Origin of the sequence: Serratia sp. CY56464, assembly GCF_052168435.1 — a bacterium.
Taxonomy (GTDB): domain Bacteria; phylum Pseudomonadota; class Gammaproteobacteria; order Enterobacterales; family Enterobacteriaceae; genus Serratia; species Serratia marcescens.
The window spans coordinates 1,430,439-1,451,303 of sequence record NZ_JBJNMV010000001.1; the positions used below are offsets into that span (position 1 = coordinate 1,430,439).

The following is a 20,865-nucleotide window of genomic DNA, read 5'->3' on the forward strand; positions in this document are numbered from 1 at the left end:
GCGACGATAATGCGATATATCGCGCATTATTTGTGATTCACATCACTTTTTTATGCAACGCGATAGAAAGTTTCATCCATTTGTTTTTATACTGTTCTGCACTTTACCTACGATAATTAGCGAGTGCCCAGCATGATCGATCCCCGCCTACCGCTTACCGATATTCACCGCCATCTCGACGGCAACATCCGCGCGCAGACCATTCTCGACCTCGGCCGCCAGTTCAATCTTGCCCTGCCGGCCAACGATTTGGAGAGCCTGCGCCCGCACGTGCAGATCACCCATGCCGAACCGGATCTGGTCAGCTTCCTGCAGAAACTGGACTGGGGCGTGGCGGTGCTGGGCGATCTGGACGCCTGCCGCCGGGTGGCTTACGAAAACGTCGAGGACGCCGCCAACGCCGGCCTGCACTATGCCGAGCTGCGTTTCTCCCCTTACTACATGGCGATGAAGCATCAACTCCCGGTCGCCGGCGTGGTGGAAGCGGTGATCGACGGGATTCGTTCGGGCTGCCGCGATCGTGATATCGACATTCGCCTGATCGGCATCATGAGCCGCACCTTCGGCGAGGCCGCCTGTCTGCAGGAGCTGGAAGGATTGCTGGCGCACCGCGACGGCATTACCGCGCTGGATTTGGCGGGCGATGAGCTGGGCTTCCCCGGCAGCCTGTTCCTCAGCCACTTCAACCGCGCCCGCGACGCCGGCCTGCGCATCACCGTGCACGCGGGCGAAGCCGCCGGCCCGGAAAGCATCTGGCAGGCGATCCGCGAGCTGGGCGCCGAACGTATCGGCCACGGGGTGAAAGCGGTCGAAGATCCGGCGCTGATGGACTTCCTGGCGGAACACGGCATCGGCATCGAATCCTGCCTGACCTCCAACATCCAAACCAGCACCGTGCCGTCGCTGGCGCAGCATCCGCTGGCCACCTTCCTGCGCCACGGCGTGCTGGCGTCAATCAACACCGACGATCCGGCGGTTCAGGGCATCGAGATCGAGCATGAATACCGCGTCGCCGCGCCGCAGGCCGGGCTGACGCCGGAAGAAATCCGCACCGCGCAGGAAAACGGCCTGAAGCTGGCCTTCCTCAGCGAGCAGGAAAAACAGGCGCTGCGCGCCAAAGTTCAAGGCTAATCTCCCAAGGCGCCAAACGGCGCCTTCTTCTCATCCCCCCGTTTTCTTCCGCCTGCGCGTCTTTATCACTGTTTTCACCCCATCACTCTGGTGCAAGAGAGGAATTCCGCATGTCTGACAAACTACGCCGCATCGTGCTAACCGGCGGCCCGGGTTCGGGCAAAAGCACGCTCATCGACGTTCTTCATCGCCGTGGTTACCCGCACTCCTTGGAGGCGGGCCGGGCGATTATTCAGGATCAGGTGAGTACCGGCGGCCATGCGCTGCCGTGGGGCGATCGCCAGGCCTTCGCCGAGCGGATGCTCGATTGGGAACTGCGCTCATGGCGCGAAGCGACGGGGGAAACATGCTGGTTCTTCGATCGCGGGCTGCCGGATATCGCCGGGTATCTCACGCTGTGCAGACTGCCGATCCCCGCGCATTTGACGGCGGCGATCGGCGCCTTTCGCTATGCCGAAAGGGTGTTCATCGCCCCGCCGTGGCAAGCGATCTACGCGCAGGACAGCGAGAGAAAACAATCTTTCGCCGAAGCCGAGCTGACCTACCGGGCGATGGTGGCCGTCTATCGCCGCTATGGCTATCAGCTGCAAGAACTGCCGCGCGCCTCACCGGACGAGCGCGCCGACTTTCTGCTCGACGCGCTGAGCCGCCGTTAGCGGCCTGCGGCCTATTTGGCCACCAGCGCCTCCGCCTCGGCCCGCTGTTTGGCGGTTTTACGCGCATAGCGCTGCGCCAGCACCGCGCACACCATCAGTTGAACCTGGTGGAAAATCATCAGCGGCAGCACCATAGCGCCCACCGCCGCGGCCGGGAACAGCACGTTGGCCATCGGGATGCCGTTCGCCAGGCTCTTTTTCGAACCGCAGAAGACGATGGTGATCTCATCGGCGGTGTTGAAGCCCAGCCAGCGCGCCGCGTAGGTGTTGATCACCAGCACCACCGTCAGCAGCACCAGCGACATCACCAGAATGGTCAGCAGCGACCAACCGTCGATGCGGTGCCAAATCCCTTCCACCACCGCCGCGCTGAACGCGGTATACACCACCAGCAGGATCGACGAACGGTCGGTCAGGTTGATCAGCTTACGATGACGGTCGATCCACTTGCCGATCAATGGCCGCGCCAGGTGACCGATCACGAACGGCACCATCAATTGCAAAATGATTGAACCGATGGCGTGCAGCACGTCGGTATTGCCGCCCTGAGTATGCATCAACGCCCCCACCAGCAGCGGCGACAGGAACACGCCAAGAATGCTCGACGCCGAGGCGCTGCAGATCGCCGCCGCCACGTTGCCGCCTGCCGCCGAGGTAAAAGCGATGGCCGACTGCACCGTGGCCGGCAGCGCGCACAGATAGAGGAAGCCGAGATAGACCGTCGGCGTCATGATGCCCGGCACCAGCAGGTTCATCGCCAGCCCGAGCAGCGGGAACAGCGCAAAAGTGCTGAGGAACACCAGCAGATGCAGCTTCCAGTGACTCATGCCGGCGATGATCGCCTCGCGCGACAGCTTGGCGCCGTGCATAAAGAACAGCAGCGCGATGGCCGCGGTGGTCAGGTGTTCAAAGAAGGTTTTCCAGATGCCTTCGCAGGGGAACAGCGAGGCGACGATCACCACCAAAATCAGAACCAGCAAAAATTTATCAATGCGCAAACGCTGCAACCAGGACATGAAACGAATTTCCTTGCACGTAAAGTCGTAAAAAGGCCCGACGCTTCGCCGGGCACAGAGAAATGGGCAGTATCAAACCACCGGCAGCGCCTGCTGCAGCCGGGCCGATTCCAGCCCCAGTTCGATCAATGCCATCACCGCGATGGCGTCGGCGGCCGGCACCGGGTTTTCGCCTGTACCGGCGATCGCGTCGCGCACCGCCGCGTAATAAGCCGGGTAATTGCCGGGAATGTTGAGCAGCGGTTGCTCCGCCAGCAGATCGTCACGTGACAGCGTCACTACACCCTCGCGCATGTCATAGCCCCAATCGGCCTGCGGCAGACGCTCGCCGGCCTTCAGTCGGTCTTCCTGCGGATCGAGGCCGTATTTGACATAGCTGCCGCGGGTGCCGTGCACCACGTAGCGCGGGCTTTCTGCCGCCGCCAGCATGCTGGCGTGCAGCACCACACGGCGATCGCCATAGCTCAGCAGCGCGTGGAAATAGTCCACCGCCTGCGCCCCCGGCCGCAGCTCACCCAGATCGACAAACAGCCGTTCGGGTTTGCCGAAGAGTTGCAGCGCCTGATCGAGCAGATGCGGCCCCAAATCGAACCAGATGCCGCTGCCGACGCCGCCTTGTTCACGCCAGCGCTGGCGCACCTGCGGCCGGTAGCGATCGAAATGCGACTCGAAATACACCACCTCGCCCAGCGAACCGTCCTTTAACAGCGCTTTAAGGGTAAGGAAATCGCTGTCCCAGCGGCGGTTGTGGAACACCGACAGCAGTAAACCGCTCTGCTGCGCCTGCTGTTGCAGCGCCTGCGCTTGTGACAACGTCACGGTAAACGGTTTATCCACCACCACGTGCTTGCCGGCGGCCAACGCCTGCTGCGCCAGCGGGAAATGGGTATCGTTGGGGGTAGGAATGACGATCAGATCGAGGGCCGGATCGGCGAACAGCGCTTGCGCATCCCCCACCACCGTCATCGACGGCCAGTCGGCGTGCACTTTGCCGGCATCGCTGCTGGAGACGGCGGCCAACTCCAGCCCCGGCGTACCGGCAATCAGCGGCGCATGAAAGGTTTTGCCGGCGTAGCCGTAACCGACCAGCCCGACACGAATTTTCTCAGCCATGGGATTTCCTCTTGCTGGCTCACGACAGACCCTTTCGATTTGACACCATGCGGCCGGATGGAACAAGAAGTAAATGAGATGTTAATTCGAAGCGAGGCCGGAGTAGCCAAACGTGCGGCCCGGCGTCGCGATGCCGAGCTATCCGCTTGATAGAGATGACGAAGCCTATATTACCCGCTAAGCTATGCCGCCTGTGATCCCCGTTTCAATCAGGAAGCCTTTATGTCTCAAGCTGAATACACTCGTATCGGCGGTTGGTTGCTGGCCCCGCTGGCCTATCTGATCGTCACCCTGCTCAGCGCCAGCCTGATGCTGCTCCTGTACGCCATGGCGATCTTCATGCCCGAGTCGCGCGATTATCTGTTGACCAACGCCCAGGCGTTTACCCTGCAATGGTACTTTTCGGTGCTGACCACGCTTTTGATGTGGGGCTTCACCCTGTGGCTGGTGTTTCTGTTTTGCCAGCGCTCGCAGCGCTTCCCCAAACTGTTCTTGTTATGGCTGCTGATCACGGTGATCCTGGCGGTGAAAGCCTTCGCCTTTGCGCCGGTACCGGATGAAGTGGCGGTGCGCAGCCTCGGCTGGCCGCTGCTGATGGCGGCGCTGCTGGTGCCTTATATCAAGCGCTCGCAGCGGGTCAAAGGCACCTTTACCGAACGTTAATGGCGATTGCAGCACGTTTTATCGGGTTTTTTGTGTAAATTTTCGCCAAAAAAGGCAATACCCCTGCGATTCATATGTTGTCGTCCGGCCGCCGATTCCCGATAATAGGCGGCTTTTATTTTTTTAGGCATCGCAATGACCGAATACCTGCTCCTGTTTGTCGGCACCGTACTGGTGAACAACTTCGTTCTGGTGAAGTTTCTTGGCCTGTGCCCGTTCCTCGGCGTTTCCAAGAAGCTGGAAAGCGCCATCGGCATGGGAATGGCCACCACCTTCGTCATGACGCTGGCCTCCGTCAGCGCCTGGGTGATCAACACCTTTATTCTGGTTCCGCTGGATCTGGTGTATCTGCGCACGCTCTCCTTCATTCTGGTGATCGCCGTCGTCGTTCAGTTCACCGAGATGGTGGTGCGCAAGACCAGCCCGGCGCTCTACCGCCTGCTGGGCATCTTCCTGCCGCTGATCACCACCAACTGTGCGGTGCTGGGCGTAGCGTTGCTTAACGTCAACCTCGGCTATAACTTCCTGCAGTCCGCCGTTTACGGCTTCAGCGCCGCCGCCGGTTTCTCGCTGGTGATGGTGCTGTTCGCCGCCATTCGCGAACGTCTGGCGGTCGCCGACGTGCCGGCGCCGTTCCGCGGCTCCTCGATCGCGTTGATCACCGCCGGGCTGATGTCGCTGGCCTTTATGGGCTTTACCGGGCTGGTGAAATTCTAATGACTGCGTTGTGGATAGCTATCGCGGCTTTGAGCGCGCTCGGGCTGCTGTTCGGACTGGTGCTGGGCTACGCCGCGCGCCGTTTTGAGGTGGAAGAGGATCCGGTCGCCGAGCAGGTCGACGCGATCCTGCCGCAGAGCCAGTGCGGGCAGTGCGGCTACCCCGGCTGCCGCCCCTATGCCGAGGCGGTGGCCAACGGCGAGATGATCAACAAATGCGCGCCGGGCGGCGAACAGGTGATGCTGAAACTGGCGGAGCTGCTCAACGTAGAGCCGCAGCCGCTGGGCAGCGAAGCCGCCGCCGAGCCGGAGCGTAAAGTGGCCTATATCGACGAGGCCAGCTGCATCGGCTGCACCAAGTGCATTCAGGCCTGCCCGGTGGACGCCATCGTCGGCGCCACCCGCGCCATGCACACCGTCATCACCGACCTCTGTACCGGCTGCGATCTGTGCGTCGCCCCTTGCCCTACCGACTGTATTGAAATGAGACCGGTCGCTACCACCACCGCCAACTGGAAGTGGGACATGAAGACGATCCCGGTGCAAGTGATCCACGTGGAGCAACATGCTTAATCTGTTCGCCGCCTTTAAAAAAGACCGGATCTGGGATTTCGACGGCGGGATCCATCCACCGGAAATGAAAACGCAGTCCAGCGGTGCGCCGCTGCGTGTCGCGCCCCTGCCCAAGACCTTTATCATTCCGCTGCAGCAGCATTTGGGGCCGGAAGGCGAGCTGTGCGTCAGCGCCGGCGATCGGGTGTTGAAAGGCCAACCGCTGACCGTCGGCCGCGGCCGCACCGTGCCAGTGCATGCCCCGACCTCGGGCACCGTCAGCGCCATTACCCCGCACATCACAGCTCACCCGTCCGGGCTGACGGAGCTGTGCGTGATTATCGAGGCAGACGGGGAAGACCGCTGGTGCGAGCGCGATCCGGTGGCGGACTATCGCCAATCGCCCGCCACGGAACTGATTCAACGTATTCATCAGGCCGGCATCGCCGGCCTGGGCGGCGCCGGTTTCCCGACCGCCAGCAAGCTGCAAGGCGGCATGAGCGGCGTGGAAACGCTGATCCTCAACGCCGCCGAGTGCGAGCCTTACATCACCGCCGACGACCGCCTGATGCAGGAACATGCCGATCAGATCATTGAAGGCACGCAGATCCTGCAACACATTCTGCAGCCCAAGGTCACGCTGATCGGCATCGAAGACAACAAGCCGGAGGCAATCGCGGCGCTGAAACTGGCGTTGCGCGGCCAGTCCGGCATTGCGCTGCGCGTCATCCCGACCAAATACCCGTCCGGCGGCGCCAAGCAGCTGACCAAAATTTTGACCGGCAAGGAAGTGCCGCACGGCAAGCACTCCTCCGCTATCGGCGTATTGATGCAAAACGTCGGCACCGCCTTCGCCATCAAGCGAGCGATCGTCGACGGCGAACCGCTGATTGAGCGCGTAGTGACCCTGACCGGCGAGGCGATTGAGCGCCCCGGCAATCTGTGGGCTCGCATCGGCACGCCGGTGCAGCACCTGCTCGACGTCGTCGGTTTCCGCCCGCAGGCGCAGCAGATGGTGGTCATGGGCGGCCCGCTGATGGGCTTCACCCTGCCCGCGCTGAACGTGCCGATCGTCAAGATCAGCAACTGCATTCTGGCGCCGACGGTGGATGAAATGACGCCGCAGGAACCGGAGCAGTCCTGCATCCGCTGCGGCCTGTGCGTAGACGCTTGCCCTGCCGGGCTGCTGCCACAACAGCTGTACTGGTTCAGCCGTGGACAGGAGCACGACAAGGCGCGCAACCATAACCTGTTCGACTGCATCGAATGCGGCGCCTGCGCGTTCGTCTGCCCCAGCAATATCCCGCTGGTACAGTACTACCGGCAGGAAAAGGCCGAAATCAAGGCTATCGATCTGGAAGCGGCGCGCACCGCCGAGGCCAAGGCGCGTTACGAGGCCAAACTGGCGCGTCTGGAGCGTGAAAAACTGGCGCGTGAAGAGCGACATAAAAAGGCCGCCGTCAAACTGACCGACGACGATCAGGGCGCAGTGCAGGCCGCGCTGGCGCGCGTGCGCAGCAAGAATGCCGAAGCGGCGGTTACGCCGGTCAACGGCCAGCAGCCGGACAACAGTGAGATGATCGCCGCCCGCGAAGCGCGTAAAGCGCAGGCGCGCGAACGTCGTGCCCAGCTGGCTGCCGAGGTGGAAGCGGAAGCGCCACCGGCGACCGCCGGCGACGACGCGCGTAAAGCCGCCGTGGCCGCGGCGCTGGCCCGCGTGAAAGCGCGCAAAGAGGCGCCGGCCGCAGACAGCTCCGCCCCGGCGGCAACAGAGGACGATCCGCGCAAAGCGGCCGTTGCGGCCGCCCTGGCGCGCGTGAAGGCCAAAAAGGCAGAGCAGCAGGCGGATGCCCCTGCTCCAGCGGAACCGGCGCCGGCTCCAGCCGAAGAGGATCCGCGCAAGGCGGCGGTCGCGGCGGCACTGGCGCGCGTAAAAGCCAAGAAAGCCGCGCAACAGGCGGATGCCCCTGCACCGGCGGAACCGGCGCCGGCTGCAACCGAAGAAGACCCGCGCAAGGCGGCGGTTGCGGCGGCTATCGCCCGCGCCAAAGCCAAGAAAGCCGCGCAACAGGCGGATGCCTCTGCACCGGCGGAACCGGCGCCGGCTGCAGCCGAAGAAGACCCACGCAAGGCGGCGGTCGCGGCGGCTATCGCCCGCGCCAAAGCCAAGAAAGCCGCGCAACAGGCGGATGCCTCTGCACCGGCGGAACCGGCGCCGGCTGCAACCGAAGAAGATCCGCGCAAGGCGGCGGTCGCGGCGGCTATCGCCCGCGCCAAAGCCAAAAAAGCCGCCAGGGAATCGCTGGCGGCGGAAACGGAAGACAAATGATGACAGCGGCGCCTGGCTGACGCCGGGCGCCGTTTAATCGATAGAGATCAGGTAGGTGTAATCCACTTCAATCTGGCGCAGTTTGGATTCCGGATTCCACTCTTTGGTTTGAATGATCTCCATTTCCATACTGCCGCGCACTTCATCCTTCAACCCCGGCATCACATGCGACATCAGGTAGCCGAAAAACTGCAAACACTCTTTCGCCGACCCCTTATGGTTGATAGAGATAAACTCGCGGCTCGGCAAATGGAAGGTGTCTATCTGATGGTTGGAAAGAATATCCTTTCTGTGTTCAGGATCGACCGCCATCACCAGCGTGGATGATAGCTCGTCGCCCTCCCCGGCATGAGGGGAGTAGATGCTGTAAATCCGCCGACAGTCAACGTGCAGCCCCTTGAAGAAGTCGTTGAAAATCTCGTCCTTCATCGCCATGCAGGACGAGTACTCCAGCTCCTGTTCGGAGGCGAAATCCAGCCGGCGCGTGAAGCCGACCAACTGCATGTCGGGCAGCGTCAGCCGCTTCACTTCCGGGTAATAACCGGCGCCGTAGCTGGCTTCGAAGTTAAAGCGCGGCATCAGGTTTTTCACGTCCCAGTGCTCCATCGAGCGGTAGCGATTGGGGGTAGTGCCGAAGCGCTGCTTGAACATGCGGGTAAAAGTCTGCTGAGAGTCGAAGCCCAGCTCATCGGAGATGTCGATGATGGAGCGACGGGTGATACGCAGCGCCACCGCGGCGCGTGTCAGGATGCGCGAACGGATATAGGTGGCGAGTTGAATGCCGGTAATACGCTTGAATTTACGCTGCAGATGCCACTTGGAATAGCCCGAAATACGCGCGACTTCATCCAGGTTTGGCCGTTTCTCCAGATGTATCTCCACCCACTCAATTAGCTCTTCAATAAAAAAAATGTCTTCATTTGTCATTATTATGGATTCACTGACTCAATAATGTTCGCGATAGTAACCTACACGGATTATGTGAAAGTTGTTATTTTGTGCGGAAGTTTGGAGAAAAATGATATCTCATTCATACGCTTACCCCATTTCCCGCGGTCGATGGCGGCACAAGTTCCACTGACAATTCCTCACGTTAGCCCATTTCCCGGCCAAAAAAAAATCAAATCGCGCCGCCCCGATCGCCAGATGCGCGGAAAGCCGAATACCCCTATCATTAAGGCGTATTACCCTCGCATCGAATCAGGTAGAATGCTCGGCTATCATTTTTGCCGCGCCCGCAGTATGGCGCATCGAAACTGCCGCAGGCGCGGCGCAGAAGGTATCGTTACTCTATGAAGTTCAGGCCGGTATCACCCACAGCCGCCAAAGGCTTACACATCGCCAGCTCGCCTTTCACCCACAACCAGCAAAGCACCAGCCGCATTATGCTGTGGGTCATGTTGGCGTGCATTCCCGGCATCGCGGCGCAGATTTGGTTTTTCGGCTACGGCGTGCTGATTCAGGTGGCGCTGGCGGCGATCGTCGCGCTGGCCGCGGAAGGCGCGATCCTCAAGCTGCGCAAGCTGCCGGTGCGCAGCCGGCTGGCGGATAACTCCGCCCTGCTGACCGCGCTGCTGCTCGGCATCAGCCTGCCGCCGCTGGCGCCGTGGTGGATGATCGTCATCGGCACCTTCTTCGCCATCGTTATCGCCAAACAGCTGTATGGCGGCCTCGGGCAGAACCCGTTCAACCCGGCGATGGTCGGTTACGTAGTGCTGCTGATCTCCTTCCCGGTGCAGATGACCAGTTGGTTGCCGCCGGATGAGCTGCGCGCCACCGCGCTGTCGCTCCACGACACGCTGCTGGCCATTTTCAGCGGCCATACCGCACAGGGCGCGACGCTGCACGAACTGCAGATGGGCGTGGACGGCATCAGCCAGGCCACGCCGCTCGACGGCTTCAAAACCGGCCTGCGCAGCGGCCACAGCGTGGAACAGGTGTTGCAGCAGCCGCTGTTCGGCGGCGCGCTGGCCGGCATCGGCTGGCAGTGGGTCAACCTCGGCTTCCTGGCCGGCGGCCTGTTTATGCTGGCGCGTCGCCTGATCCATTGGCAAATCCCTTGCAGCATGTTGGCCGCCATCGCCTTCTGTTCCGGTCTGGCCTGGTGGATCGATCCGGCGCATCAGGCTTCGCCGCTGATCCACCTGTTCTCCGGCGCCAGCATGCTGGGCGCGTTCTTTATCGCCACCGATCCGGTCAGCGCCTCCACCACGCCGAAGGGCCGCTTAATCTACGGCGCGCTGATCGGCGTGCTGGTCTGGCTGATCCGCGTCTATGGCGGCTACCCTGACGGCGTGGCCTTCGCCGTGCTGCTCGCCAACATCACCGTCCCGTTAATCGACCACTACACGCAGCCGCGCGTGTACGGCCATCGCTAAGGAGCCGCCATGCTGAATTCCATGAGAAAGCACGGCACCACGCTGGCGGTGTTTGCGGCGGTCACCACCGGCCTGACCGCCGTGGTCTACGCCCTGACGAAAACCACCATCGCCCATCAGGCGGCGCTGCAGCAAAAAGCGCTGCTCGATCAGGTGGTGCCGCCGGAAAACTACGACAACATCATGCAGAACGAATGCCTGCTGGTCAGCGATCCGGCCTTGGGCGACGGCGCGCCGCACCGCTTGTACCTGGCGCGCAAAAACGGGCAGCCGACTGCCGCCGCGCTGGAAACCACCGCGCCGGACGGTTACTCCGGCGCCATTAAGCTGCTGGTCGGCGCCGATTTCAACGGCACGGTGCTCGGCACCCGGGTGATTGAACACCACGAAACGCCTGGGCTGGGTGACAAAATTGAACTGCGCATTTCCGACTGGATTTCCTTCTTCAGCGGCAAGAAAATCGAAGGCCCGGACGATAAGCGCTGGGCGGTGAAGAAAGACGGCGGCATGTTCGACCAATTCACCGGCGCGACCATCACCCCGCGGGCGGTGGTCAATGCGGTGCGCCGCACGGCGTTGTATATGGAAACGCTGCCGCCTAAACTTGAAAGCTTACCTGCGTGTGGAGCCGCCGAATGAGTGAAGCCAAAGAATTGATCGTCCAGGGGTTGTGGAAAAACAACTCCGCCCTGGTGCAGCTGCTGGGCATGTGTCCGTTGCTGGCGGTGACCTCCACCGTCACCAACGCACTCGGCCTGGGGCTGGCCACCACGCTGGTGCTGACGCTGACCAACGCCTCCATCTCCGCGGTGCGCCGCTGGGTGCCGAGCGAAGTGCGTATTCCAATCTACGTGATGATCATCGCCGCGGTGGTGAGCATCGTGCAGATGCTGATCAACGCCTATGCCTTCGGCCTGTATCAGTCGCTCGGCATCTTTATTCCATTGATCGTAACCAACTGCATCGTGGTCGGCCGCGCCGAAGCGGTGGCCGCCAAGAAGCCGGTCGGCCTCTCGGCGCTGGACGGCATGGCGATCGGCCTCGGCGCCACCGGCGTGATGGTGACGCTGGGCTCGATGCGCGAACTGTTGGGCAACGGCACGCTGTTCGACGGCGCCGACCAACTGCTGGGCGGCTGGGCCAAATCGCTGCGCATCGAAGTGGTGCATTTCGACAGCCCATTCCTGCTGGCCATGCTGCCGCCGGGCGCCTTTATCGGCCTGGGGCTGCTGCTGGCGGTCAAATATCTGATCGACGAAAAAATGAAGGCGCGCAAAGCTCGCGCCGTGGCGGCGGAACCGCTGCTGGAACAAGGACGTGCTGAGAAGGCCTGATGAACAAGCAGAAGCGACTGGAAATTTTGACCCGGCTGCGCGACAACAACCCGCACCCGACCACCGAGCTGGTGTACACCACGCCGTTTGAACTGCTGATTGCAGTGCTGCTGTCTGCACAGGCCACCGACGTGAGCGTCAACAAGGCGACCGCCAGGCTTTACCCGGTCGCCAACACCCCCGCCGCCATGCTGGCGCTGGGGGTTGATGGCGTCAAGGAGTACATCAAGACCATCGGCCTGTTCAACAGCAAGGCCGAAAACGTGATCAAAACCTGCCGTATGCTGCTGGAGCTGCACGGCGGCGAAGTGCCGGAAGATCGCGCCGCGCTGGAAGCGCTGCCGGGCGTCGGCCGCAAGACCGCCAACGTCGTGCTCAATACCGCCTTCGGCTGGGCGACCATCGCCGTGGACACCCACATCTTCCGGGTGTGCAACCGCACCCACTTCGCGCCGGGCAAGAACGTCGATCAGGTGGAAGAGAAGCTGCTGAAGGTGGTGCCCGCCGAATTCAAGGTCGATTGCCATCACTGGCTGATCCTGCACGGGCGCTACACCTGCATCGCGCGCAAACCGCGCTGTGGCTCCTGCATCATCGAAGACCTGTGCGAGTATAAAGAGAAGGTTTATCCAGAATCCTGAGTCTGACGGGGCGGCAAACCGCCCCCGTCGCCGCCACTCCCCCCCGCCAGCGCCTCTTTTTTATCGGAAATGTGATATCGCGCAGCAGTAACCCCGGCGTTATCACGGTTTTCAGTGAAAAACTCAGTGTCGCGTTATTTTCAAGCGAAAAATTAGTCAAAAATTGCGGTGAACGTCACGCTTTCAGGATCACAAGGCGTTCACAAATGCCAGTCCCGTTTTCCTAAATTTCTATAATTTTACAAAACGCTGCATATGCACAACATTCCAATGGATTAACAACCACACATACACTGATGCGCTAAAAAATAGCAATTCAGCAGAATATATCCCTGTTTAAAATGCGTATAGCTTTTAATCAAAACAAAAAATCGGCAAACCATTAAAACCCGAAAGTTAATACTGCATAACATTTGCAACATCGCAGCATAATCCTGCGAGCGTTAAATGTAACCGAATATGACAAACTGCTTGCCACGTTGACAAAGATAGTGAACATTAACCGCCGTCCCCATCCTATAACAACGCAAAAGGATGCCGTTCCGCATCAACTTTTGTACTTTCCCGTCCTCCAAAGACGGGCTGCGAAAAAACAGAGGTACCAGTGTCAACAGCAAACAACCAACACCCGGAGAGCGTTAGCCTTAACGCGTTCAAACAACCGAAAGCGTTCTACCTGATCTTCTCGATCGAACTGTGGGAGCGTTTCGGCTATTACGGCCTGCAGGGCATCATGGCGGTTTATCTGGTCAAGATGCTCGGCATGAGCGAAGCCGATTCCATCACCCTGTTCTCTTCCTTCAGTGCCCTGGTATACGGCTTCGTCGCCATCGGCGGCTGGCTGGGCGACAAGGTGCTGGGCGCCAAACGCGTAATCGTGCTCGGCGCGCTGGTGCTGGCCGCCGGTTACGCCATGGTGGCCTACTCCGGCCACGACATCTTCTGGGTCTACATGGGCATGGCGACCATCGCCGTGGGCAGCGGCCTGTTCAAGGCTAACCCGTCCTCCCTGCTGTCCACCTGCTATGAGAAAGATGATCCGCGCATCGACGGCGCTTTCACCATGTACTACATGTCGGTGAACATCGGTTCCTTCTTCTCCATGCTGGCCACCCCGTGGCTGGCGGCGAAATACGGCTGGAGCGTGGCGTTCTCCCTGAGCGTGGTCGGCATGCTGATCACCCTGGTCAACTTTATGATGTGCCACAAGTGGGTGAAGGAAAACGGCTCCAGACCTGACTTCAAGCCGCTGCATCTGCCGAAGCTGCTGATGGTGCTGGTCGGCATCGTGGCGTTGATCGCCGTGTCCAGCTGGCTGCTGCACAACCAGGTGATCGCGCGCTGGGCGTTGGCCCTCGTTTCCGCCGGCATCGTTCTGGTGTTCGCCAAGGAAACCTTCGCCCTGCACGGCGCTGCACGCCGCAAGATGATCGTCGCCTTCCTGCTGATGCTGGAAGCGGTGGTGTTCTTCGTGCTGTACAGCCAGATGCCAACCTCGCTGAACTTCTTCGCCATCCATAACGTGGAACACAGCATCTTCGGCGTCGCCTTCGAGCCGGAGCAGTATCAGGCGCTGAACCCGTTCTGGATCATGCTCGCCAGCCCGATTCTGGCCGCGCTGTATAACAAAATGGGCGATCGCCTGCCGATGCCGCACAAGTTCGCTTTCGGCATGATCCTCTGCTCCTGCGCCTTCCTGGTGCTGCCATGGGGCGCCAGCTTCGCCAACGAACAGGGCATCGTGTCGGTCAACTGGCTGATCCTGAGCTACGCGCTGCAGAGCATCGGCGAGCTGATGATTTCCGGCCTGGGCCTGGCGATGGTAGCGCAGCTGGTGCCACAGCGTCTGATGGGCTTCATCATGGGCTCCTGGTTCCTGACTACCGCCGCCGCCGCGCTGATCGCCGGTAAGGTTGCCGGTCTGACCGCCGTGCCAAGCGACATCAACGACGCGCACGCTTCGCTGGCCATCTACAGCCATGTGTTTATGCAGATCGGCATCGTCACCGCCGTCATCGCTATCCTGATGATGCTGACCGCGCCGAAGCTGTACCGCATGACGCTGGACACCACCGAAGACGCCAATCAGCAAGCGCAGGAAGCCACTGCGGCTCGCTGACCGCCAGCGGATTGAGCGTAAATAAAAACACCGGGGTTAACGCCCCGGTGTTTTTTTATGCCGCAAGAAAAAGGCTTACGCTGACTTGGGTTTGCCGCTCAGGTTGGCCCACATGAATTCGCTTACCAGCGCGCTGTGGAACGCCGCCTGTTGCTTGTCGGCGGCGGCGCTGTGCCCGCCTTCGGTATTTTCATAGAAATAGGCCTGCTGATACCCCATCGCCTGCATGCGCGCCGCCATTTTGCGGGCGTGGGCCGGGTTGACCCGATCGTCGCTGGTCGCGGTATAGAACAGCACCGGCGGGTAGGCCGTCTGCGCCTGAATGTTGTGGTATGGCGAGAAGGTCTTGATGTAGGCCCATTCCTCCGGCTTGCTCGGGTCACCGTATTCGGCGATCCACGACGCGCCGGCGGAAAGCTGGGTATAGCGCTGCATGTCCAGCAGTGGCACTTCGCAGACGATGCAGCCGAACAGCTGCGGATACAGCGTCAGCATATTGCCCACCAGCAGGCCGCCATTGCTGCCGCCGCGCGCGCCAAGATGCGGCGCCGAGGTCACCTTGCGTGCGATAAGATCTTCGGCCACGGCGGCGAAATCCTCGTAGGCGCGATGGCGGTTTTGCTTGAGCGCCGCCTGATGCCAGGCCGGACCGTATTCGCCGCCGCCGCGAATGTTGGCCACCACGTATACTCCACCGCGTTCCAGCCAGGCCGGCGCCTTGCCGCCGAGATAGCCCGGCAACAGCGGCACTTCAAACCCGCCGTAGCCATACAGCAGCGTCGGCGTGCTGCCGTCCGCTTTGAGATCTTTGGCGGCGATCTGGAAATACGGCACGCGGGTGCCGTCCTTGGAGCGCGCGAAATGCTGGCTGACCTGATAGCCGGCGGCGTCAAAGTCCTGCGGCGCCTGTTTCAACAGCGTCGCCTCACCGCCGTCGAGATTGCCCATGTACAGCGAGGTCGGCTGCAGGAACCCGCTGACGGTCAGGAAATAGGCGTTGCTCTCTTCGTCGATGCCGCCGGCGGAAAGGGTGCTGATGGCGCCGGGGTTGCCAAGCGGACGACGCTGCCAGCTGCCGCCCTGCGGCGTCAGCACCTCCAGCCGGTTGACCACATTATCCATGATGCTGAGGATCAGGTGATCGCGGGTGCCGCTGTAGCCGCTCAGCGCCTGCTCCGCCGTCGGGGTAAACAGCAGCTGCAGTTCGCGCTTGCCCGCCAGATAGTCATCGAAGTTGGCCGCCAGCAGCGCGCCGGACGGATAACGCTTGCCGCCCACTTCCCAGTCGCTGCTCGGTTTGATCAGCAGCCATTCCCGATGCGTATCCAGCTCGGCGTCGGACGGGATGTCGATTTTTTTCTGCCGACCATCCTGAGCCAGCAAGAAATAGTCACGGCGATAGAAGTCCAGGCTGCGGCCGACGAAATCGCGCTCAAAGCCCGGCGTGCGGTCGTGATAGGCGAAGACCGCCATGTCTTCGGGCTGCGCTTCATACAGCGTTTCGGCGGCGCTCAGCGGCGTACCGCGCCGCCAGCGTTTGGCGATGCGCGCGTAGCCGGACTGGGTCATCGAGCCGGGGCCGAAATCGGTGGCGATGAACAGCGTGTCCCGATCGACCCAGGAAACCCGGCTTTTCGCCACCGGCACGTTGAAACCGTCTTTGACAAAGCGTTTGGCCACCAGATCGAATTCACGGATTTCGGTGGCGTCACCGCCGTCCGGCGACAGCTGCATCAGGCAATAACGGTATTCCGGCGCCAGCGGTTGCGAGCCTTGATAGACCCAATCCTTGCCTTCCGCCTTGCCCAACGCATCGATATCCAGCACCGTCTCCCAGGCCGGTTTGGCCTTGCGGTACTCGTCCAGCGTGGTGCGCCGCAGCAGGCCGCGCGGGTTGGCCTGATCCTGCCAGAAGTTGTAATAGTACTCGCCGCGTTTGCTCACCCACGGGATCTGGGTGTCTTTATTGAGGATATCCAGGACTTCGCGCTCAATGCGCTGAAAGTCTTCGCCCTGGCCGAAACGCGCCACGGTGCGCTGATTTTCCTGCTGCACCCATTGCAGCGCTTTTTTACCCTGCAGCTCTTCCAGCCACAGGAATTCATCGCCGGCGGCCGCGCCGCCCTCCGCCGCCATCGCCAGGCGGATACTGTTGGGTAATGAAGTCATCGCGAATACGGCTCCTGCGGTTTGTGCACTGAGTTTAATAAACTGACGTCGATTGGTGACCGGCAAAATCAAGCTCCTTTTGAGTCGGCTGCAACGCCGCCCCGTCATGGGCGACAACCTGTGAAATAAGAGTCATTTTCAACAAGGTAGGCGTTTGGCGGCGCGGAGTCAAAGCCCACGGCCGCCGCGTTGAGTCAGGATTGAGGATAGTGGATCAGATCGTGGATACGCACCGTTTGTGAACCGGCGTTGCGGTAGGCATGCGGCCGATCGGCCTGAAAGCGCATCGCCTCGCCGGCCGCCAGGCTGTGCCACTCGCCGTTTATCGCCAATTCCAACCGGCCGCTGATCACGATCACATGCTCGATCACGCCCGGCTCATGCGGCGACGATTCGCTGAGCGCGCCCGGCGCGAGATCGATGACGAACATGTCGAAACCCAGTTGGCGATCGTAGGGAAACAGCGGCACCACGCGCATATCGGCATTGTCCTGATCGTACACCGGCAGCTCGCCGTAGCGGTGCAGCGTCGCCTGCTGCTGCGCGGGTGAGGCCTCAAGGAAGGCGGAAAACGCCACGTTGAAACCGGTGGCGATCTTCCACAGCGTCGCCACCGTCGGGCTGGACTCGCCGCGTTCAATCTGCCCGAGCATCGCCTTGCTGACGCCGGTGTATTCCGCCGCCTGCGTCAGGCTCCAACCGCGCTGTGCGCGCAACGTGCGCAGGGTGTGCGCCAAATGGCCGGCAAGTTCCTGCATCCTGTTCTCCTCTGCGTATCGTGCCCGATTATACCCGCTTGTGCGCTATAACGCACGATGCTATGCTGATTTCTCGCTGTGCGTTATAACGCACAACCACCGATTGGAGCTGCCCATGCGCCCTGCCGTCACCCTGCGTCATCTGACCCTGCCTGCCGTCATGGCCGGTTTTGTCGCCGTTCTGGTCGGTTATACCAGCTCTGCCGCCATCATTTTCCAGGCCGCCGCCGCCGCGGGCGCCACGCCGGCGCAGATCGGCGGCTGGCTGAGCGCACTGGGGATCGCAATGGGCGTCACCTCCCTCGGGCTGTCGCTTTACTATCGCACCCCGATCCTCACCGCCTGGTCGACGCCCGGCGCGGCGCTGCTGGTCACCAGCCTGCCCGGCACGCCGATCAACGAGGCGATCGGCGTGTTTATCTTCGCCTCCGGTCTGATCCTGCTCTGCGGCGTCACCGGGCTGTTTGCCCGCCTGATGGACTATATTCCACAGGCGATTTCTGCGGCGATGCTGGCGGGGATCCTGCTGCGTTTCGGGCTGGACGCCTTCGCTTCGCTGCAGCTCAATTTTCCCCTCAGCGCCGGCATGGGGCTGGCCTATCTGCTCAGCCGCCGTTTCCTGCCGCGCTACGCCATCGTATTGACGCTGGCGATTGGGTTGGCGATCGCCGCGCTGCAGGGCGATATCCAGCTGGCGCAACAGACGCCGGCGTTCGCCGTGCCGGAATTTATCGCGCCGCATTTCAGCTGGCCGACGCTGCTCGGCATCGGCGTGCCCTTCTTCGTGGTCACCATGGCTTCACAGAACGCCCCCGGGATCGCTACGCTGCAGGCGGCGGGCTACCGCGTCCCCACCTCACCGCTGATCGCCTGGACGGCGCTGACCGCGCTGCTGCTGGCGCCATTCGGCGGTTTCTCGGTGTGCATCGCGGCCATTACCGCCGCCATCTGCATGGGGCCGGATGTGCATCCCGATCCGCAGCGGCGCTATATGGGCGCGGTGGCCGCCGGCGGCTTCTATCTGCTGGCCGGTCTGTTCGGCGGCGCCATCGGCCTGCTATTCAGCGCGTTGCCGGTCGCCTTGATCCACACCATTGCCGGGCTGGCGTTGCTCGGCACCATTGGCGGCAGCCTGCAACGCGCGCTGCATGATGAAAAACAGCGCGACGCGGCGCTGATCGCCTTCCTCATCACCGCCTCCGGCGTCACGCTGCTCGGCATCGGTTCTGCCTTCTGGGGGATTGTCGGCGGCGCCATCGCCCATCTGCTGCTGTCGCTGCCGCGGCGAACCTCCGAGGCATAACAGGCGGTCTACATTGACAAGCGACGCCGTGGCGCCTTCACTTTCTCTGTCGTCTGACTGTCAATTCACCTAATAAGTGACGCCGTCACCAAGGAAGCTTATGACTGAGAAAGCCGCGCTGTTAGCTCAGCGCCTGATACGCAATGTCGAACAGGTAGAGATGAAACATGACCGGCGGCCGCCGCTGTATGACAGCGTCGGCGCCCGTCTCGGCACCGGCACCGCCGCCGACAAACTGGGCGCCTCTTTCGATTGCGTGGCGCCGGGCATGCGTTCCTGCCCCTACCATTTTCACTACGCTCAGGAAGAAATGTTCATCATTCTGGAAGGCAGCGGTACGCTGCGGGTGGCTGGAGAAATGCTGCCGATCGTCAGCGGGGATGTCATTTTCATTCCCCCGGGCCCGGAATACCCGCACCAGATCATCAACACTTCCGATGCGCCGCTGAAGTACCTGTCCGTCAGCACGCGCGAACAGCCGGAGCTGGTGATGTACCCGGATTCCGGCAAATACCAGGCGATGGCGCGCAGCGCAGACGGCGAGCAGGTGCGCTACCTGCAGCGCCCTTCAACCTCGCTCGATTACTGGCAGGATGAACCCTGAATCGCCGTCCGGCAACGGGATATCCAACGCGCGCGCCGCCAGTTCGGCCACGCGGAAGTCGATATCCGCCGCCTGCCCGTCTTCCATGAACCAAGCGGCGGAGAGCCCCGACCAGGCCAGGATCCATTGCAGCAAGCGCCGGCGCTCCAACCCGGCCAACCGGCACACCTGTTCCACGCGGCGCTGGAAAATGGCCGGATCGGTGGCGATACCGTAGTTGGGATTGCAGAAGATATTGGCGTAATCGAAGCCCCGTTCGCCGTACAAACGCTTGGGGTCGATCGCCAGCCAGCCGCGTTCGCCGAAGTCGAGCACATTGTCATGGTGGATGTCGCCGTGCAGCACGCTTTCTTCTCGCGGGCTGCTCAGCAATTCCGCCGCCGTTGTGGCGCTGAAGCGCAGCATGCCGCCGTGCGCCTGCGCCGCCGGCCACAGCGAGCTGAACCACTCCTGCAGCGGGATCAATTCGGGCAGCGGTGCCTCTCGCGGCGCATGCAAGGCGGCGATCGCCCGACACAGGATCTGCGTGGCCTGCTCATCGTCGCCATCACGCACCAACTGCGCCAACGAACCTTCGCCCTGCGCGCGCTCCAGCAGAATGCCGTCGTCGTGCCACGCCAGCACCAGCGCGGCGCCTTCCCCGCGCCACCAGCACATGAGCTGGCCGCCGAAGCGCTCCTCCTGCTCGCGGGCGATCTTCAGCATGGCGGCCTCGCCCCGGTAACGCACCGGCATCAGCAGACTGCTGTGGGTTTCGAAGGCTTTGCCGTCCTGTTCCAGTTGCCAGCGTTGCAGGTAGGGAGTAAAAATCGGGTTCATCGTCTCATGCGTCCTTGTGACCGAGCTGCGCCGCACTGTCACATTCGGGTGAAGACGACGTATAAAAAAGAGGGATGATACTCTCAAATATCATCGGTGCGCGGCGCCTGGCCGCCGTTTCTTCAGTATCCTAACCAAGTTTGTCGATTTTATTAACCGGTCTTGCGCGGGGTTTGACCATGACATCATTAAAACGCACGAATTATCCGCAGTTGCCGACGCCGGGCGGCCCCTATGTGCATGCGGTGCGCCACGGCGATCGCTTATACGTTTCCGGATTGACGGCTTTCGCCACCGACGCTCAGGGGTTGAGCGCGCCGGAGCAAACGCAGGAGATCCTCGAACAGCTGGCCACCATTGCCGCCAGCGAAGGCGTCAACCTCAAGGCATTGATTAAAATCAGCGTGTTCCTGACCGACATCGCCGATCTGGCGGGCGTGCGCCCGGTGCTGTTTGACTATTTCGATGGCGCGCTGCCGGCCTGTTCACTGATGGCGGTCAGCGCGTTGTTCTCACCCGCGGTGTGTGTGGAAATAGAGGCGGTGATGGCGTTGCAATAATGCG

At 61.6% G+C, this 20,865-nt stretch carries 20 protein-coding genes; 14 read left to right on the forward strand and 6 right to left on the reverse strand.

Features of this window, described 5'->3' with window-relative positions; genetic code table 11:
- The first annotated feature begins 132 nt into the window (after positions 1–132).
- Both add and ACJ8KE_RS06900 read left to right on the forward strand, forming a co-directional pair.
- On the forward strand, positions 133–1,131 hold the full coding sequence (gene add, locus ACJ8KE_RS06895; protein ID WP_016927887.1) for an adenosine deaminase: 999 nt from the start codon (positions 133–135) through the stop codon (positions 1,129–1,131).
- 110 nt (positions 1,132–1,241) lie between these two features.
- Complete coding sequence (locus ACJ8KE_RS06900) at positions 1,242–1,787, forward strand: AAA family ATPase (protein ID WP_261419599.1); 546 nt, start codon at positions 1,242–1,244, stop codon at positions 1,785–1,787.
- An 11-nt stretch (positions 1,788–1,798) separates the two neighbouring features.
- Here ACJ8KE_RS06900 and ACJ8KE_RS06905 read toward each other — a convergent pair whose 3' ends face one another.
- Both ACJ8KE_RS06905 and ACJ8KE_RS06910 read right to left on the reverse strand, forming a co-directional pair.
- A complete protein-coding gene (locus tag ACJ8KE_RS06905) occupies positions 1,799–2,803 on the reverse strand; it encodes a bile acid:sodium symporter family protein (protein ID WP_016927889.1) in 1,005 nt (334 codons plus the stop codon).
- A gap of 72 nt (positions 2,804–2,875) precedes the next feature.
- Positions 2,876–3,916 carry an oxidoreductase gene (locus ACJ8KE_RS06910; protein WP_033640475.1) on the reverse strand — a complete coding sequence of 347 codons (1,041 nt, stop codon included), beginning with the start codon at positions 3,914–3,916 and terminating at the stop codon, positions 2,876–2,878.
- A 222-nt stretch (positions 3,917–4,138) separates the two neighbouring features.
- Between ACJ8KE_RS06910 and ACJ8KE_RS06915 the strand changes: the two genes are divergently transcribed.
- The 4 genes from ACJ8KE_RS06915 (at position 4,139) to rsxC (ending at position 8,176) form a co-directional block, all read left to right on the forward strand.
- Positions 4,139–4,579, forward strand: coding sequence for a DUF2569 domain-containing protein (locus ACJ8KE_RS06915; RefSeq protein ID WP_016927891.1), 441 nt, complete (start codon positions 4,139–4,141; stop codon positions 4,577–4,579).
- A 135-nt stretch (positions 4,580–4,714) separates the two neighbouring features.
- The gene (gene rsxA / locus ACJ8KE_RS06920) at positions 4,715–5,296 is read left to right on the forward strand and encodes an electron transport complex subunit RsxA (protein WP_004938443.1); all 582 of its coding nucleotides are present in this window, start codon (positions 4,715–4,717) and stop codon (positions 5,294–5,296) included.
- Positions 5,296–5,868: an electron transport complex subunit RsxB gene (rsxB, locus tag ACJ8KE_RS06925; RefSeq protein ID WP_261419601.1), complete on the forward strand. Its 573-nt coding sequence runs from the start codon at positions 5,296–5,298 to the stop codon at positions 5,866–5,868. The genes rsxA and rsxB overlap by 1 nt, the downstream gene beginning before the upstream one ends.
- Positions 5,861–8,176: an electron transport complex subunit RsxC gene (rsxC, locus tag ACJ8KE_RS06930; RefSeq protein ID WP_442517179.1), complete on the forward strand. Its 2,316-nt coding sequence runs from the start codon at positions 5,861–5,863 to the stop codon at positions 8,174–8,176. Before rsxB ends, rsxC begins: the two co-directional genes overlap by 8 nt.
- A gap of 33 nt (positions 8,177–8,209) precedes the next feature.
- On the opposite strand, the gene ACJ8KE_RS06935 is transcribed toward rsxC, so the two are convergent.
- On the reverse strand, positions 8,210–9,103 hold the full coding sequence (locus ACJ8KE_RS06935; RefSeq protein WP_016927894.1) for a helix-turn-helix domain-containing protein: 894 nt from the start codon (positions 9,101–9,103) through the stop codon (positions 8,210–8,212).
- 365 nt (positions 9,104–9,468) lie between these two features.
- On the opposite strand from ACJ8KE_RS06935, the gene rsxD reads away from it, so the two are divergent.
- From rsxD to dtpA, 5 genes are all read left to right on the forward strand, one after another.
- Positions 9,469–10,554, forward strand: coding sequence for an electron transport complex subunit RsxD (gene rsxD, locus ACJ8KE_RS06940; protein WP_016927895.1), 1,086 nt, complete (start codon positions 9,469–9,471; stop codon positions 10,552–10,554).
- 9 nt (positions 10,555–10,563) lie between these two features.
- The gene (gene rsxG, locus ACJ8KE_RS06945; RefSeq protein WP_004938412.1) at positions 10,564–11,193 is read left to right on the forward strand and encodes an electron transport complex subunit RsxG; all 630 of its coding nucleotides are present in this window, start codon (positions 10,564–10,566) and stop codon (positions 11,191–11,193) included.
- Positions 11,190–11,888, forward strand: coding sequence for an electron transport complex subunit E (locus ACJ8KE_RS06950; protein WP_004938409.1), 699 nt, complete (start codon positions 11,190–11,192; stop codon positions 11,886–11,888). The genes rsxG and ACJ8KE_RS06950 overlap by 4 nt, the downstream gene beginning before the upstream one ends.
- Positions 11,888–12,529 carry an endonuclease III gene (gene nth / locus ACJ8KE_RS06955; RefSeq protein WP_004938407.1) on the forward strand — a complete coding sequence of 214 codons (642 nt, stop codon included), beginning with the start codon at positions 11,888–11,890 and terminating at the stop codon, positions 12,527–12,529. The genes ACJ8KE_RS06950 and nth overlap by 1 nt, the downstream gene beginning before the upstream one ends.
- Before the next feature lie 604 nt (positions 12,530–13,133).
- Positions 13,134–14,648, forward strand: a complete 1,515-nt coding sequence (gene dtpA / locus ACJ8KE_RS06960) for a dipeptide/tripeptide permease DtpA (RefSeq protein WP_016927896.1) — start codon at positions 13,134–13,136, stop codon at positions 14,646–14,648.
- Between the two features lie 75 nt (positions 14,649–14,723).
- Here dtpA and ACJ8KE_RS06965 read toward each other — a convergent pair whose 3' ends face one another.
- Together ACJ8KE_RS06965 and ACJ8KE_RS06970 are read right to left on the reverse strand one after the other, a co-directional pair.
- The gene (locus tag ACJ8KE_RS06965; RefSeq protein WP_442517180.1) at positions 14,724–16,817 is read right to left on the reverse strand and encodes a prolyl oligopeptidase family serine peptidase; all 2,094 of its coding nucleotides are present in this window, start codon (positions 16,815–16,817) and stop codon (positions 14,724–14,726) included.
- Positions 16,818–17,011: 194 nt separating this feature from the next.
- Positions 17,012–17,575, reverse strand: a complete 564-nt coding sequence (locus ACJ8KE_RS06970) for a helix-turn-helix domain-containing protein (RefSeq protein ID WP_117286836.1) — start codon at positions 17,573–17,575, stop codon at positions 17,012–17,014.
- Positions 17,576–17,690: 115 nt separating this feature from the next.
- On the opposite strand from ACJ8KE_RS06970, the gene ACJ8KE_RS06975 reads away from it, so the two are divergent.
- Together ACJ8KE_RS06975 and ACJ8KE_RS06980 are read left to right on the forward strand one after the other, a co-directional pair.
- Positions 17,691–18,878 carry a benzoate/H(+) symporter BenE family transporter gene (locus ACJ8KE_RS06975; RefSeq protein WP_049300526.1) on the forward strand — a complete coding sequence of 396 codons (1,188 nt, stop codon included), beginning with the start codon at positions 17,691–17,693 and terminating at the stop codon, positions 18,876–18,878.
- A gap of 100 nt (positions 18,879–18,978) precedes the next feature.
- On the forward strand, positions 18,979–19,482 hold the full coding sequence (locus tag ACJ8KE_RS06980) for a cupin domain-containing protein (protein ID WP_004938395.1): 504 nt from the start codon (positions 18,979–18,981) through the stop codon (positions 19,480–19,482).
- On the opposite strand, the gene ACJ8KE_RS06985 is transcribed toward ACJ8KE_RS06980, so the two are convergent.
- Positions 19,447–20,292 carry an aminoglycoside phosphotransferase family protein gene (locus ACJ8KE_RS06985; RefSeq protein WP_442517279.1) on the reverse strand — a complete coding sequence of 282 codons (846 nt, stop codon included), beginning with the start codon at positions 20,290–20,292 and terminating at the stop codon, positions 19,447–19,449. The two genes, ACJ8KE_RS06980 and ACJ8KE_RS06985, sit on opposite strands and share 36 nt — an antisense overlap.
- A gap of 188 nt (positions 20,293–20,480) precedes the next feature.
- On the opposite strand from ACJ8KE_RS06985, the gene ACJ8KE_RS06990 reads away from it, so the two are divergent.
- Positions 20,481–20,861, forward strand: coding sequence for a RidA family protein (locus tag ACJ8KE_RS06990; RefSeq protein ID WP_028128181.1), 381 nt, complete (start codon positions 20,481–20,483; stop codon positions 20,859–20,861).
- Positions 20,862–20,865: the final 4 nt, after the last annotated feature.

Excerpts from the sequence above, each read along its gene's own strand:
- ACJ8KE_RS06900 (WP_261419599.1), top strand. The coding sequence starts at position 1,242 with ATGTCTGACAAACTACGCCGCATCGTGCTAACCGGCGGCCCGGGTTCG.
- add (WP_016927887.1), top strand. The coding sequence starts at position 133 with ATGATCGATCCCCGCCTACCGCTTACCGATATTCACCGCCATCTCGAC.
- ACJ8KE_RS06975 (WP_049300526.1), top strand. The coding sequence starts at position 17,691 with ATGCGCCCTGCCGTCACCCTGCGTCATCTGACCCTGCCTGCCGTCATG.
- ACJ8KE_RS06910 (WP_033640475.1), bottom strand. The coding sequence starts at position 3,916 with ATGGCTGAGAAAATTCGTGTCGGGCTGGTCGGTTACGGCTACGCCGGC.
- ACJ8KE_RS06950 (WP_004938409.1), top strand. The coding sequence starts at position 11,190 with ATGAGTGAAGCCAAAGAATTGATCGTCCAGGGGTTGTGGAAAAACAAC.
- rsxB (WP_261419601.1), top strand. The coding sequence starts at position 5,296 with ATGACTGCGTTGTGGATAGCTATCGCGGCTTTGAGCGCGCTCGGGCTG.
- rsxA (WP_004938443.1), top strand. The coding sequence starts at position 4,715 with ATGACCGAATACCTGCTCCTGTTTGTCGGCACCGTACTGGTGAACAAC.
- nth (WP_004938407.1), top strand. The coding sequence starts at position 11,888 with ATGAACAAGCAGAAGCGACTGGAAATTTTGACCCGGCTGCGCGACAAC.
- rsxD (WP_016927895.1), top strand. The coding sequence starts at position 9,469 with ATGAAGTTCAGGCCGGTATCACCCACAGCCGCCAAAGGCTTACACATC.
- rsxG (WP_004938412.1), top strand. The coding sequence starts at position 10,564 with ATGCTGAATTCCATGAGAAAGCACGGCACCACGCTGGCGGTGTTTGCG.
- ACJ8KE_RS06965 (WP_442517180.1), bottom strand. The coding sequence starts at position 16,817 with ATGACTTCATTACCCAACAGTATCCGCCTGGCGATGGCGGCGGAGGGC.
- ACJ8KE_RS06915 (WP_016927891.1), top strand. The coding sequence starts at position 4,139 with ATGTCTCAAGCTGAATACACTCGTATCGGCGGTTGGTTGCTGGCCCCG.
- ACJ8KE_RS06980 (WP_004938395.1), top strand. The coding sequence starts at position 18,979 with ATGACTGAGAAAGCCGCGCTGTTAGCTCAGCGCCTGATACGCAATGTC.
- ACJ8KE_RS06905 (WP_016927889.1), bottom strand. The coding sequence starts at position 2,803 with ATGTCCTGGTTGCAGCGTTTGCGCATTGATAAATTTTTGCTGGTTCTG.
- ACJ8KE_RS06970 (WP_117286836.1), bottom strand. The coding sequence starts at position 17,575 with ATGCAGGAACTTGCCGGCCATTTGGCGCACACCCTGCGCACGTTGCGC.
- ACJ8KE_RS06935 (WP_016927894.1), bottom strand. The coding sequence starts at position 9,103 with ATGACAAATGAAGACATTTTTTTTATTGAAGAGCTAATTGAGTGGGTG.
- ACJ8KE_RS06990 (WP_028128181.1), top strand. The coding sequence starts at position 20,481 with ATGACATCATTAAAACGCACGAATTATCCGCAGTTGCCGACGCCGGGC.
- rsxC (WP_442517179.1), top strand. The coding sequence starts at position 5,861 with ATGCTTAATCTGTTCGCCGCCTTTAAAAAAGACCGGATCTGGGATTTC.